Raw genomic sequence first — 12,362 nt, 5'->3', positions numbered from 1 at the left:
GGTATCAAGCGATTGGGTACCTGAGCTGCTCGGGTGTTCAGGCTGCTCCGGCAATAAGCTGATCGAAAGTGCTTATGTCGCCGGGGTTGTCTGTCGCGTAGCCGGGCACTGTGTTGATGCGATCAATGAGTGCCCGGGATTGTAGAAGTGTTGTCAGGTATCTGAGTGTTGCTGCAGGCAAGCGATCCTGGCGGTAAATCAGCATGTAGTGCTCGCTGGCCATTTCAATGAAGTTCAGATTGAACTGCTCAGCTGCCGCTTGCACGCCAAAACCAACTTCTGCCATGCCCGAGGCCACAAACGCGGCAACGGCAGTATGAGTGAACTCTGGCTGAGAGGTGCGGTTGATGCTGTCTTCAGCGAGGCCTTGCTGCCTTAATAAAAGATTGAGAAGGATGCGGGTGCCCGAATGACGGTCGCGGCTTACAAAGCTGAGCCCTGAGGTGCTCAAATCCTGCAAGGTACGAACCTCTTCGTGTTCGCCTTTGCGCATCATTAGACCTTCGCACCGCGTAACAAAGCGGATCAGGCGATGGTTTTTGTTTAGGTGTCTTTGGTAGTGACTGAGAATTTGCCGGGCGAGCGCCGGGCAAGTTGGTAGGTGAAAACTGGCGATGTCGCATTCGCCGCGATTGAGCGCAGAGAGGGCTTCTTCGGGGTTGCGCACCGGCCAGCAGTTGCTGGATCTGGTCGTTAAGCTCGGCGGCCATGCCGTGATGATGGCCTCGCCCTGTGATCTTGAGGATTTCGCCCTGGGTTTCAGCCTGAGCGAAGGTATAGTGCAGCGGCCAGATCAGCTGTTCAGCATCGAGATAAAGCCGGGTGAAGATGGCATAGAGTTGGATATGCATATTGCTGGTGATTGCTACGCTCGCTTGCGGGAACAGCGTCGCAACATGACCGGCCGAACCGGCTGCGGGTTATGTGGCACCGAATCTCTTGCCCATGTAGTCCGCACGCTTGACGTGGTGGCGTTGCGGCCTATGCCCAGCGATGAAGCCGTTCAGACTGCGCTGCAAAACCTGAAAAAACACCAGCCGCTGCAGCTTGAAACAGGCGCCACCCACGGTGCGGCCTGGTGTACCGCCGACGGCCTTATTATTCAGGCACGGGAAGATGTAGGTCGCCACGTAATCTATGCCCGTGGTGAAGACATATCTCAGGAGAGTACGTTGTGAGTGACCAGCAATTAAACAACCTGATCAAAATGCTCGACCAGATCATCGCCAACAATCTGCACCAGGGTGACGACGACAAGGTGGCCGACGTAGCGGCGGACCATCTTCATAAATTCTGGGCCAGAAGCATGAAGCAGCAAATTATCACCTACGCCAACGAAAGCCCGGCCGAGTTGTCTGCATTAGCTCGATCGACTATTGCCAAGCTGAAGGCCGTGCCGGAGTAGGGGCCGCGCCAAATAAGGTTTAACCGTTTTTTACAATCCATGTTTTCATACTGCGCTACAGTTGCATGATATTTATATTGATAGCCTTCAATGCTGAGCCAAAGTCATGCAAGGTACATACGTTGAGCTTGTTGAAACCCGGATAGATACTGCTGATCTGGAAATCGGCATGCATGTCATCCGGTTGGATAGACCCTGGGAAGAAACAGACTTTCTCATGCAGGGCTTTATTATCAGAGACATGAACGAAGTCCACGCGTTGCGCCTTCAGTGTGAGTTTGTGGTTATACAAGGCGTAGCCGAGAAAAAGCGGGAACCCAGAGTGAAGGTTTCCAGCCCGGGTCGTCTGGTAGGTTTGTTCAATCGCAAACAGAAACCTACGCAGCCGCCGAAACCTGGCCCCGCCCGGACAATCCCCCGCAAGCGTGTTTCCTATATAAACCAGGTGAGCATGAGTCGGGAATTGCAAACGGCCACCATGCGGTTTGAGGATGCTCAGAGCACGGCCAAATCCATCATGTCCGGTTTGCGCATCAGCCGCACGCTGGATATAAACAGAGCCCGAACCGTTGTGAATAGTTGCGTAGAGAGTGTGCTGCGTAACGAGAATGCCTTGATGCTGCTCACCAAGATCAAGAATCAGGATGAGTATACCGCCGAGCATTGCATCAACGTTTCCATACTGTCTGCCGCGTTTGGAAAATCTCTGGGTATGATAAAGGGCGAAATTCAGAATTTGGCACTATGCGGCCTGCTGCACGATGTCGGTAAAACCAGAATTCCGAACGAGGTTCTGAATAAGCCAACCAGCCTGACCAGCGACGAGTTTGCATTAATGCGAAACCATACAGTTCATGGTCGCACCATTCTTATGAGCACTGGTGCCTCACTGCAAAGCGCTGTGGACGTGGCTTTCTCGCATCACGAGCGAATAGACGGCAAAGGCTATCCCAGAGGACTGCCGGCTGAAAACATACCCTACTTTGCGAAGATCATCGCGCTGGTGGACACCTACGATGCAATTACCAGCACGCGTGTTTATCAAAAAGCCCTCGCGTCAATGCACGCTCTGGAGATCATCCACAATAATCGCGGAACCCAGTTTGATACTGAGCTGGCCGACGCTTTTATTCAGATGGTGGGCGTTTATCCACCCGGATCCATCGCCGAAATGATGAACGGCGAAGTGGGGATCGTGGTCGAAAGCCATGCGCTGCACAAACTCAAGCCGAAGGTGTTAATGGTTCGGAGTGCGGACAAAACACCGGTAGTCTCTTTCAAGATATTGGATTTACAGGCGGCTCCAAAAGACAATAACGGAGTGGTCTACCAAATCGCCAAAGAGGTGCCAGACGGGACTTACGATATTGTACTGCAGGACTTCGTGAAAGAAGGTTTGATCGTAACAGCGCCTTTGTCTTCGTTTGATACAGAATAAAGCAAAAGTGGGAGTAGCCGCTGGTAGGCGATAAGTTGCCCGAAGGTAGACGCTGGCTTTGGTTCTGGCCGGCCTTGCATCCAGGGCCATAAGACACCCCGTTGCCGTTCGCACGTTTAATCAGGTTAGCGAATACCAAGCCTACGAAGGCATCTGGGCCTGTGCAAGCTTGCTCCACCTAATCTCACACTTTCCCAAGCCCCTTATTTTACGAAAAGACGTTTACGATGCCAGCGCATAAATTCTAGCGAGGGTGAGAACTTATCCGGCAATTCAATTGTGGTTCCGCTTCGCTCAAGAAACGTCTCGCGTATGTGATTAAGCCGGTATCAAAAGCTCGATCAAAAAAGGTACTTAGACATAGGCCGTTGCTAGGGTTTACGCGATTCTGCTCGTCTTCAGCCCATCAATGCAATTTCATTCGCGGCTGCATCGCCCGGCTTATCTTATCCATAAACCAAATTACGCCAGTGCGCAGAAAACCGTGTAATGCCACCTGGTGCATGCGGTATAGCGACACGTAAAACAGCCTGGCTACCTTGCCTTCAATGTACATGCTGCGGCCGGATAGGTTACCCATCAGATTGCCTACGGTGGTGTAGTGGCTAAAGTTAATCAGCGAGCCGTAGTCGTTATACACGAAGGGCACGGCGTCTTTGCCTTCTAGCCGGTTGCACAGGGTTTTAAACAGGGTATCTGCCTGCTGGTGTGCGGCTTGGGCACGGGGGGCTACGGGTCGGTCGGTATTGGGTTGTGGGCAGGCGGCGCAGTCGCCGAAGGCAAAGACGTTGGCATCCCGGGTGGTTTCCAGGGTTTGATGCACAATCAGTTGGTTGCCACGGTTGGATTCAAGGCCATCCAGATCGGCAAGAAACGCCGGTGCTTTAATGCCTGCGGCCCAAATGGTCATTTCTGAGGACAGCTCTGTGCCGTCCTTCAGTACCACAATGCCGGGGCGAATTTCGCTCACGGGCTGGCCGTTGAGGACGGTTACATTCTGTTTTCCGAGTTCTTTGGTCGCCGCTGCTGAGAGCCGGCCGGGAAGCGCCGGTAGAATCCGGTCGGCGGCTTCTATTACGGTAATCGAAACATCTGAGTCTTTCAGGTGGTTCATGCCGTACACCGGCAATTCCCTCGAAGCCAGCCGCAGCTCGGCAGCCAGTTCAACGCCCGTGGCGCCGGCCCCTATAATGCTGATGTTCAGGACATGCTCTCGGCCTTGTCGGGCTTCGTGGTTTTTGCGTAAAAAGGCGTTGAGCATCAGGTTATGGAAGCGACGGGCTTGTTTCAGGCTGTCTAGAAATAGGCAGTTTTCTTGCGCGCCGGGGGTGCCGAAATCGTTGGCGGTGCTGCCTACGGCGATAACCAGTGTGTCGTAGTGAAGATTCCGCTCGGGCACCACTTCGTGGCCATCCTCATCGAGGAAGGGCGAGATCACCAGGGTTTTGGTTTCGCGGTTAACGTCGCTCATGCGGCCAAGTTGAAATTCGTAGTGGTGCTGGCGAGCGTGGGCGCGATAGTTCACTTCGTTGGAATTTGCGTCCAAAGATCCGGATGCAACCTCGTGCAGGAGGGGCTTCCACACGTGGGTTAACCCAGCATCCACCAGGGTGATGCGCGCCTTGGCCTTTTTACCGAGTTTTTTGCCCAAGCGGGTAACAAGTTCGAGGCCGCCGGCACCGCCGCCGACGACCACAATGTGATGAAGGTTATCCATAGCAATCAGACCTTTAAGTAAAGAAAGCCAAGTGCTCTTTTAGAAAAAACGCTTGGCTGTCGTCACTAGAGCCAGCTTGCAAGGTAGGATACTGATGCTGAAGGAATAATACTAACGCGCTCCGGGCCGCCCGCACAATTGGTCGGAACACGTATCAATCACTCGACACACAGCAAGAGACAGCCAAATATGAAAGTAGCAGTTTACTGTGGTTCCCGTTCTGGCAATGAACCGCTATACGCTGAAAAGGCCAAAGAGCTGGGTGAGTTTTTTGGTAATAACGGTATAGATTTAGTATTTGGTGGTGGGCATGTTGGCCTTATGGGCATTATTGCCGATGCGGTGCTGGCCAGTGGCGGTAAGGTTTACGGTGTTATTCCTGAGCATTTGCGTGACAGGGAATTGGCGCACACAGGCCTTACGGAGCTGTTCGTTGTGAAAGATATGCATGAACGCAAAGCGAAGATGGCTGAGCTGGCCGATGGCTTTGTTGCTTTGCCCGGCGGTATCGGCACGCTGGAAGAGATTTTTGAAGTCTGGACTTGGGCGCAGCTAGGTGTTCACCAAAAGCCTTGTGCGTTTTATAACGTGAATGGCTTTTACAACCCGCTGCTAGAAATGGTGAAAACCATGGTGGCTACCGGGTTTGTTAGTCAGCAATACCTAGACATGATTGTGCTGGCACAAACTCCTACAGATCTGGTGGACGGCTTTCGTGCCTATGCGCCGCCTCAGGAAAAGTGGGCCTGACCTTGCTCATCAGTCGGCCCCAGGTGCACTGCTCTGTGAACCGTGTCGACGGTGATATCCACGCCCGAAACCAGAGCCGTTCTGCATAGCCTGCACAAGCGATCTTCACCAGCGGTCGAGCTGTAGACCATGCTGTTTAAGGTATTCGCCCTCACGCTCCATATAAGACTCCAGGGCACCCTCGTACCTGACATCATCGTCGAAAGGAACCGCTTTATAGCGCCCCACTTCGACAGCGGTCTCACCCCAATTCATAATCCACATTACAACGGTACCACCGGGGGCAAGTCCTAGAACCAAGTTATATCGGGGTACGTTATGTAGCTTCCCCCACTTATGTACAGGCGCGGGCTGTTTCATACGTTCACGCAAGGCTTCCGGGTCGGGGATGTGGATAAGCCGGGTATAGGACTGCTGTTCGGCGAAGGAAAACCACGTTACATGAATGTAGTCGGGCATGGGGGCCAGCTCTCCTCCCCCGGTTCCCGGATTTTTCCAGCAACAGCCGGTAATGCCAATCGGCCACCACCAAGCCCGCTCACCTGTCGCTTCAAACTGCAACCGCTTAACCCAGGCATCATAATGACGTGGAACAGCCACTCGAGCACTGTATGTTACAGGTCGATCCCATTCAGGCGTACCCGCCAAGGAGCAACCACCCGATAGAACACTCGTGCAGAACACGATGGAGAGTATTACGAGCTTTCTGATCATTTTAGACCCCTGTTTGGATGCACGCTCCGCACGTTGCCGGGTGCAGGCTTGAATGGAAAAAGTGGCCCGGCAATCTGGTAATGGGCTGAGTGGTGAATGTAGCGTTGGCGAAGCAGGGCTTCCTCTGCAGCAGTCAGTTGCAGTGGCCGACCTTCGTTGATGTGAAGGGTGATGCGGGTGGCGATGGATTGGAGTTCGTCAGGCAGGGCATACTTTTCCAAGGTGGGGTTCAATTTTTTAAACGGTACTCCCACATCTGCGGCCAGTCGGTACATCTGCCGCAAGGCTATTCGTGAGTATTCGGACTTTACCCGTCGATCCAGCCAGAGACGGAATTGAAGTTCAACTTCCCCCTCTTTCAACTGTCGCCGGTAGGCTTCTTCAATGTTAAGCGTGCCATCTAGGTTGTGCGGCCCCAACCAACCTTCGCTGGCTATCCGCTTACGCTCCATCAGGATTCCTGTATATTCATAACTGTCTCTGGGGTGATAGCCGCGGAACTTGCGGGGCTGGCCTACCTGAATGCGTTCATGGAAGTTTTCGGGGAAGCCTCCGCCAATGTCGGAGTGGGCACCGGGCAGTATCCACTCGTCAAAGTGTTCAGGCAGGCGGCCATCCGGCCCCCGCAGACTGTTGAGGGAAAAGTTGTAACGCCACTCGTCCCGGGCCGTCAGGTGTACGGCTCTCTGAACAGCGTCGGCGGCGATATCCACGCGCTGCACCAGGGCCCTTCTGCATATCCCTGGCAAATATTTTTACCAGCGATCAAGCTGAAGGCCGTGTTGTTTAAGGTAATCACCCTCACGTTCCATATAAGACTCCAGGGCACCCTCGTACCTGACATCATCGTCAAAAGGTACTGCTTTATAGCGCCCCACTTCGATTGCGGTCTCGGCCCAGTTCATAATCCACATGACAACCGTACCACCGGGGGCGAGCCCCAAAACCAACGTATCGCGTGGCATGTTGATGATTTTTCCATTTCTTTGAACCGGTGCGGGTTGCTCCATACGTTCACGCAAGGCTTCCGGGTCGGGGATGTGGATAAGCCGGGTATAGGACTGCTGTTCGGCAAAGGAAAACCATGTCACGTGGATGTAATCAGGCATGGGGTTCAGGTCCCCTCCACCCCTCCCCGTACTTTTCCAGCAACAACTGGTGATTCCAACTGGCCACCACCACGCTCGCTCTCCCGTTGCCTCAAACTGTAACTGCTTGACCCAGGCATCATAATGACGTGGAACAGCCACTTGCATGTTGTACGTTACGGGGTGATCCCATTCGGGTGTACCGGCTATGGAGCAACCACTTAATATGAAGCTCGTGCAGAGCACCGTCACAAGTATTACAAGTCTTCTGATCATTTGAGACCCCTGTTTGGATGCACGCCCCGCACACCACCGGGCGCAGGTCTGAATGGGAAAAGTGGCCCGGCAATCTGGTAATGGGCTGAATGGTGAATATAGCGTTGGCGAAGCAGGGCTTCTTCTTGGATAGACAATTGTAATGGCTGTCCTTCGTTGATGTGATGGGTGATCCCTGTGGCGATGGGCTGGAGTTCATCAGGTAATGAAAACCCGGTATCTGTTGGTTTAACGGCATTCAGTGGCACACCCGCATCTTTTGCCAGCCGGTACATCTGCCGCAAGGCTATTCGAGAATATTCGGCCTGTACACGCCGATCCAGCCAAAGCCGGAATTGCAGTTCAACTACCCCTTCTTTTAATTGCCGCCGATAGGCTTCTTCAACCGTTAGGGTGCCATCCGAATTGTACGACCCCAGCCAACCTTCACCGGCTATCCGCTTACGGTCCATCAGGATTCTTGTGTATTCATAACTGTCTCTGGGATGGCGGCCGGTAAATCTGCGAGGTAGGGCTACCTGGATGCGTTCGTGGAAATTATCGGGGTATCCGCCACCTATGTCGGAATGGGCACCGGGCAGCACCCACTCGTCAAAATGATCTGGCAGGCGGCCATCCGGCCCCCGCAGACTGTTGAGGGAAAAGTTGTAACGCCACTCGTCCCGGGCCGTCAGGTGTACGGCTCTCTGAACAGCGTCGGCGGCGATATCCACGCGCTGCACCAGGGCCTTCTGCATATACTTGGCAAATGACTTTCACCAGCGGTCAAGCTGAAGGCCATGCTCCTTAAGATAGGCACCATTATCCGATAAATAGCGTTCGGTTCTCTTCTCATAGTACTCAGGGTGAGTGTCTATTTTGACGGCTTTATAGCGTCCGACTTCGATAGCCGTCTCACCCCAATTCATGATCCACAGGACGACCGTGCCACCGGGCGCGAGTCCAAAAACCAAGTTATATCGGGGTAAGTTATGGAGTTTCCCCCATTTGTGTACAGGTGCGGGTTGCTCCATACGCTCACGCAGGGCTTCAGGGTCTGGGATATGGACCAGCCGGGTGTAGGATTGCTGCTCGGCAAAGGAAAACCAGGTTATGTGAACGTAGTCTGGCATGGGAGCCAGTTCGCCGCCCCCCGTTCCCGGACTTTTCCAGCAACAACCAGTGATTCCAACCGGCCACCACCAGGCTCGCTCACCGGTCGCTTCAAACTGTAGTGGCTTGACCCACGCGTCGTAATGACGTGGAACAGCCACTCGAGCATTGTACGTTACAGGCCGATCCCATTTGGGAGTGCCCGCGAGGGAGCAACCGCCCGATAGAACACTTGAGCAGAACACGATAGAGAGTATTACGAGCTTCTTGATCATTTGAGACCCCTGTTCGGATGCACACCCCGCACGTTGCCGGGTGCAGGCTTGAATGGAAAAAGTGACCCGGCAATCTGGTAATGGGCTGAGTGGTGAATGTAGCGTTGACGAAGCAGAGCTTCCTCTGCAGCAGACAGTTGCAGTGGCTGACCTTCGTTGATGTGACGGGTGATCTTGGCAGCTATAGATTGAAGTTCATCCGGTAAGATTATCTCCGGGTCGGCAGGGTCTATCGGGTCAAGTGGCACACCCGCATCTTTTGCCAGCCGGTACATCTGCCGCAAGGCTATTCGAGAATATTCGGCCTGTACACGCCGATCCAGCCAAAGCCGGAATTGCAGTTCAACTACCCCTTCTTTTAATTGCCGCCGATAGGCTTCTTCAATGGATAGCGTGCCATCCGGGTTGTGCAGCCCCAACCAACCTTCGCTGGCTATCCGTTTACGCTCCATCAGAATTCTTGTGTATTCATAACTGTCTCTGGGGCGGCGGCCGCTAAATCTACGGGGCAAGGCTACCTGAATGCGCTCTTGGAAATTATCAGGGTAGCCACCACCAATATCGGAATGAGCACCGGGCAATACCCACTCGTCAAAATGGCCAGGCAGGCTGCCATCTGGCCCTCGCAGGCTGTTGAGGGAGAAGTTATAACGCCATTCGTCCCGAGCGGTCAGGTGCACGGCTCTTTGAGCGGTATCGGCGGCAATGTCCACGCGCACCTCACCGTTGTTGTTATTGTGAGCTGAAAAGTCGGCACCCAGTATGTCTACTACAGCCGCTACGGTATCAAACAGACCCAGAAAACGAATGGTGACGGTTTTCGGCCAGGCAATGCTCTGCTTTTGAAACGCCTGCCCCAAAGCACCACGGGCACCATCCTTCACCTCATTCACGAAATGTCGGGCAGTGGCAGCACCTCGGCTGAAGCCGAAAACATCCAAAACAAAATTGTCAATCCGAGGGCCTGCACCCTGATAGATTTGTTCAGCTAAATTCTCACAAGCTGATTCCATTTTAGCGAGAACACCGCGTTCCCCGGTACCCGTTCCCATAGCCCAGGCATCGTCCTCTTTACCGGATTTGGTGCCAACGCCTGAGACGTAGGTACGAATTCGATGATTCTCTACGGTCAATGTGTTCGTAGAAAAGAGCTGATATAACGTGTGGATCTTCGACACATTAGTCTCAGCATTAAGGTAACTGCCCTCCATCAGTTGCGAGATTTCAGCACTGCAGGCTTCCTCACTGATGGCCCCCGCCGCCTGAGCGGTCAGGCATTCATCCACCTTTCGCTCAAAGGCACCGGTGTTATCGCGGCTGTTACCGGTGCCGTCGAAGAAAATTCCGGCCTCAACGGTCACTTTGGGGCGGAGGTCAGGCTGACCTGCTGCATGGCGTTTCGAGGCTTCAATTTCTTCGGGGGTCGCTCCTTCCAGTCCTGCGTCTACCAGGGCGCCTTTGGCTTTGGCCCACTCAACAAAGCCGAAAGGGTCTTTGTCCAACGCTTGCGTGGCCTCAGGGGTCAGTTGGCCTTGGCTGTTCAGGGCACCCGCCTTGGCGAAATCCACCACCGGTGCTGTGGAGGTGGCTACGCCTAAAATGATACGGGGTTTGCCGGTGATGATCTGGCCGCCGTGAGAGGTTGGGCTGCCCATATGGGCCAAGGGCCTACCGTCCAGCAGAGCCAGTGGATAGCCCTGAGCGATCATGGCACCGCAACCGCAGGCATCGCCCACCCGGGCAATGGGCATGCCATCCACATTGGCGGTCGCACCGTTCGCAATAATGGGGCTGCTGCCGTGGCCGGGTATGGGGCAAATATGGGTGTCGCCAACGCAGGCGACCTTGAGGTTGCTCATGGGGCATTCCTTCCTTGGGTAATAACCGGTTTTAGTCCGAAAACCGGCTTGTCTTACGACAAAAGAAGCGTAGCCAATTTTTTGTCAAGATACCATTGTCAGCCTGAATACAATTTCTAGCACTGGGCGTGTCGATCGCTAGGTGGATTTAAAGCCGGCTAACTCTGCTCATTAACCGGCTCCAGTCGATGGGTAGCCGCTTTTCGAGGTTGGCCAATGCGGGGTCTTTCGGGTGTATGGCCTCGAACGGCTGTTTGCTGGCGTACACAACGGTGTTGTTGGTTTTGCTCTTGAATGCCAGCAACACGGCAAAATGCTTTCGCAGTTGGCGGAAATACGGCCCTTCGGGGTCGGGTGTGCGGTGGTAGTTCAGAATCAGCCAGCCACCGGGGCTGAGCGCCCGGCTGCAGTTTTCTACAAATTGGCGCTGTGCCTGTGCGGGGCTCATGCGATCTGCGCTGTATAGGTCGGCCAGGATCATATCGGTACTGGCACCGGGAAGATCGATCAGGGCGTTGCGGGCATCGGCAATGGTGACCTTTAGGCGCTCGCTGTCGGGTAGTCCGAAGTATTCCCGAGCCACGTCCAGCACAGCTTGTCTCAGCTCTACCGCATGTACCCGGCATTCTGGGTATAGATGGTGAAACGCACTGGCCATCACGCCACCACCAAGCCCCAAGATGGTGACGTTTTTGGGCTCGCTAAAGGCAGCGGGCAGCAGCATCGCCCGGCTATACTCGTGCACGGGAACGTGTGGGTGTTGTCGGTCGATTTTGCTCTGCTCAAACATCGAGTTAAAAGTCAGTACCCGGTGTTTGCGGTAGTCGATCACCAGAATACTGCCGAGTTTGTCCCGACAGTGGTGGATAATCTCGCCTTTGTTGAACATATGGTGCTCTTTGCGGAAGCTGGGCTAGCGATCCAGGTGTTTAATAGCGTCCTTCGCATCCATCGCACGGGCAAGGCTCAGCGCCGTATTGCCCTCGGCATCCTGCAATTGCGGATCTGCCCCGGCTTCAAGCAGGCGCTCAATCATATTCGTGCGGTTGAACATGGCGGCGCACATAAGCGGTGTTTGCAGTCGATCGTTGGCAAGATCTGGATCGGCACCTTTATCCAGCAGCAATCTGGCGGCATCTACATGGCCGTTGTAGGTGGCAAGCATAAGTAGGCTGTCGCCGTTGCTGGTGCGGATGTCTACTGGCACTCCGGCTTCCAGTAGGGGACTGAGCATCTTTGTGCCGCCGTTGCGTGCCAGCTCAAATATCCCTTGGGCAAAGGCGATGGCATCTTCATCCAGTTGGTTCTCTGGTTGCTGCGGCTGGCCGGGTTTGTGCTCGCTCATCTGGGCTCCGTTAAAAAATTCTGAAAAGTTGGTATAGCCGTTGGTATGGCTGTTGTTGTAGATAGGGGTACGATACCTTTGATACAACCTTTTAACACAGAATGTGTTCGTCTCTGGCACAATCACTAAGATAGAGACGAGCTATTAACCGCAACAACCAATAGGAGAAAGCGCCATGAAACTGAACGTTGAGGGTATTGAACAGGGCAAGCCGGTCCCGGAGATATTCGCGTTCGGCGTGTTCCACCCGGAAGATCACATGAGTTTTGGCCCCAACCGAAACCCGGAAATATCCTGGAATGATGCACCCGAAGGCACGAAAAGCTTTGTGGTGATGATGTTTGATCCAGATGTGCCCAGCATTGCGGATGATGCAAACCAGGAAGGCAAAACAATTTCAAAG

14 protein-coding genes and 2 pseudogenes are annotated in these 12,362 nt (G+C 53.9%); 5 read left to right on the top strand and 11 right to left on the bottom strand.

Annotation, left to right across the window (positions count from 1 at the left end; all coding sequences use genetic code 11):
- Positions 1-37 precede the first annotated feature (37 nt).
- Positions 38-667, bottom strand: a complete 630-nt coding sequence (locus BCA33_RS13545; protein WP_071266641.1) for a substrate-binding domain-containing protein — start codon at positions 665-667, stop codon at positions 38-40.
- On the opposite strand from BCA33_RS13545, the gene BCA33_RS13540 reads away from it, so the two are divergent.
- From BCA33_RS13540 to BCA33_RS13530, 3 genes are all read left to right on the top strand, one after another.
- Positions 615-1,178, top strand: a complete 564-nt coding sequence (locus BCA33_RS13540) for a formate dehydrogenase accessory sulfurtransferase FdhD (protein WP_083394754.1) — start codon at positions 615-617, stop codon at positions 1,176-1,178. The genes BCA33_RS13545 and BCA33_RS13540 overlap by 53 nt on opposite strands.
- On the top strand, positions 1,175-1,405 hold the full coding sequence (locus BCA33_RS13535; RefSeq protein WP_071266639.1) for a formate dehydrogenase subunit delta: 231 nt from the start codon (positions 1,175-1,177) through the stop codon (positions 1,403-1,405). Before BCA33_RS13540 ends, BCA33_RS13535 begins: the two co-directional genes overlap by 4 nt.
- 106 nt (positions 1,406-1,511) lie before the next feature.
- Positions 1,512-2,843 carry an HD-GYP domain-containing protein gene (locus tag BCA33_RS13530; RefSeq protein WP_071266637.1) on the top strand — a complete coding sequence of 444 codons (1,332 nt, stop codon included), beginning with the start codon at positions 1,512-1,514 and terminating at the stop codon, positions 2,841-2,843.
- Between the two features lie 244 nt (positions 2,844-3,087).
- Here BCA33_RS13530 and BCA33_RS22830 read toward each other — a convergent pair.
- A pseudogene (locus tag BCA33_RS22830) lies at positions 3,088-3,231 on the bottom strand (hypothetical protein); the annotation flags it as partial.
- A gap of 18 nt (positions 3,232-3,249) precedes the next feature.
- Entirely contained in the window at positions 3,250-4,560 is a 1,311-nt protein-coding gene (locus tag BCA33_RS13525; RefSeq protein ID WP_071266635.1) for an NAD(P)/FAD-dependent oxidoreductase, read from the bottom strand.
- Positions 4,561-4,749: 189 nt separating this feature from the next.
- Here BCA33_RS13525 and BCA33_RS13520 point away from each other — a divergent pair, with 189 nt between their 5' ends.
- Complete coding sequence (locus tag BCA33_RS13520) at positions 4,750-5,310, top strand: TIGR00730 family Rossman fold protein (RefSeq protein ID WP_071266633.1); 561 nt, start codon at positions 4,750-4,752, stop codon at positions 5,308-5,310.
- Positions 5,311-5,415: 105 nt separating this feature from the next.
- On the opposite strand, the gene BCA33_RS13515 is transcribed toward BCA33_RS13520, so the two are convergent.
- The 8 genes from BCA33_RS13515 to BCA33_RS13480 all read right to left on the bottom strand — a co-directional run bounded on the left by BCA33_RS13515 (position 5,416) and on the right by BCA33_RS13480 (position 11,959).
- The gene (locus BCA33_RS13515; RefSeq protein WP_071266631.1) at positions 5,416-6,024 is read right to left on the bottom strand and encodes a DUF2931 family protein; all 609 of its coding nucleotides are present in this window, start codon (positions 6,022-6,024) and stop codon (positions 5,416-5,418) included.
- Positions 6,021-6,746 (bottom strand): DUF2235 domain-containing protein, encoded by a 726-nt coding sequence (locus tag BCA33_RS13510; RefSeq protein ID WP_254774400.1) that lies wholly within the window; start codon positions 6,744-6,746, stop codon positions 6,021-6,023. Before BCA33_RS13510 ends, BCA33_RS13515 begins: the two co-directional genes overlap by 4 nt.
- A 33-nt stretch (positions 6,747-6,779) precedes the next feature.
- Positions 6,780-7,388, bottom strand: coding sequence for a DUF2931 family protein (locus tag BCA33_RS13505; RefSeq protein WP_071266627.1), 609 nt, complete (start codon positions 7,386-7,388; stop codon positions 6,780-6,782).
- Positions 7,385-8,125 (bottom strand): DUF2235 domain-containing protein, encoded by a 741-nt coding sequence (locus BCA33_RS13500; RefSeq protein ID WP_071266625.1) that lies wholly within the window; start codon positions 8,123-8,125, stop codon positions 7,385-7,387. The genes BCA33_RS13505 and BCA33_RS13500 overlap by 4 nt, the downstream gene beginning before the upstream one ends.
- A gap of 18 nt (positions 8,126-8,143) precedes the next feature.
- Positions 8,144-8,755, bottom strand: coding sequence for a DUF2931 family protein (locus BCA33_RS13495; protein WP_071266623.1), 612 nt, complete (start codon positions 8,753-8,755; stop codon positions 8,144-8,146).
- Positions 8,752-10,614: a DUF2235 domain-containing protein gene (locus tag BCA33_RS13490; protein ID WP_071266621.1), complete on the bottom strand. Its 1,863-nt coding sequence runs from the start codon at positions 10,612-10,614 to the stop codon at positions 8,752-8,754. The genes BCA33_RS13495 and BCA33_RS13490 overlap by 4 nt, the downstream gene beginning before the upstream one ends.
- Before the next feature lie 148 nt (positions 10,615-10,762).
- Entirely contained in the window at positions 10,763-11,503 is a 741-nt protein-coding gene (locus BCA33_RS13485; RefSeq protein WP_071266619.1) for a spermidine synthase, read from the bottom strand.
- A 24-nt stretch (positions 11,504-11,527) separates the two neighbouring features.
- Entirely contained in the window at positions 11,528-11,959 is a 432-nt protein-coding gene (locus tag BCA33_RS13480) for an ankyrin repeat domain-containing protein (RefSeq protein ID WP_071266617.1), read from the bottom strand.
- A gap of 175 nt (positions 11,960-12,134) precedes the next feature.
- Between BCA33_RS13480 and BCA33_RS13475 the strand changes: the two are divergent.
- A pseudogene (locus BCA33_RS13475) lies at positions 12,135-12,362 on the top strand (phospholipid-binding protein); the annotation flags it as partial.

The organism is Marinobacter sp. AC-23, assembly GCF_001858325.1.
In the GTDB taxonomy this organism is placed as follows: domain Bacteria; phylum Pseudomonadota; class Gammaproteobacteria; order Pseudomonadales; family Oleiphilaceae; genus Marinobacter.
Note: the sequence above shows the minus strand (reverse complement) of the source record. Positions and strands in the feature narration are given on the sequence as shown.

Coding starts and splice junctions, on each gene's coding strand:
- BCA33_RS13485 (WP_071266619.1), bottom strand. CDS start 11,503: ATGTTCAACAAAGGCGAGATTATCCACCACTGTCGGGACAAACTCGGC.
- BCA33_RS13495 (WP_071266623.1), bottom strand. CDS start 8,755: ATGATCAAGAAGCTCGTAATACTCTCTATCGTGTTCTGCTCAAGTGTT.
- BCA33_RS13525 (WP_071266635.1), bottom strand. CDS start 4,560: ATGGATAACCTTCATCACATTGTGGTCGTCGGCGGCGGTGCCGGCGGC.
- BCA33_RS13500 (WP_071266625.1), bottom strand. CDS start 8,125: ATGCAGAAGGCCCTGGTGCAGCGCGTGGATATCGCCGCCGACGCTGTT.
- BCA33_RS13505 (WP_071266627.1), bottom strand. CDS start 7,388: ATGATCAGAAGACTTGTAATACTTGTGACGGTGCTCTGCACGAGCTTC.
- BCA33_RS13540 (WP_083394754.1), top strand. CDS start 615: ATGTCGCATTCGCCGCGATTGAGCGCAGAGAGGGCTTCTTCGGGGTTG.
- BCA33_RS13480 (WP_071266617.1), bottom strand. CDS start 11,959: ATGAGCGAGCACAAACCCGGCCAGCCGCAGCAACCAGAGAACCAACTG.
- BCA33_RS13515 (WP_071266631.1), bottom strand. CDS start 6,024: ATGATCAGAAAGCTCGTAATACTCTCCATCGTGTTCTGCACGAGTGTT.
- BCA33_RS13490 (WP_071266621.1), bottom strand. CDS start 10,614: ATGAGCAACCTCAAGGTCGCCTGCGTTGGCGACACCCATATTTGCCCC.
- BCA33_RS13530 (WP_071266637.1), top strand. CDS start 1,512: ATGCAAGGTACATACGTTGAGCTTGTTGAAACCCGGATAGATACTGCT.
- BCA33_RS13520 (WP_071266633.1), top strand. CDS start 4,750: ATGAAAGTAGCAGTTTACTGTGGTTCCCGTTCTGGCAATGAACCGCTA.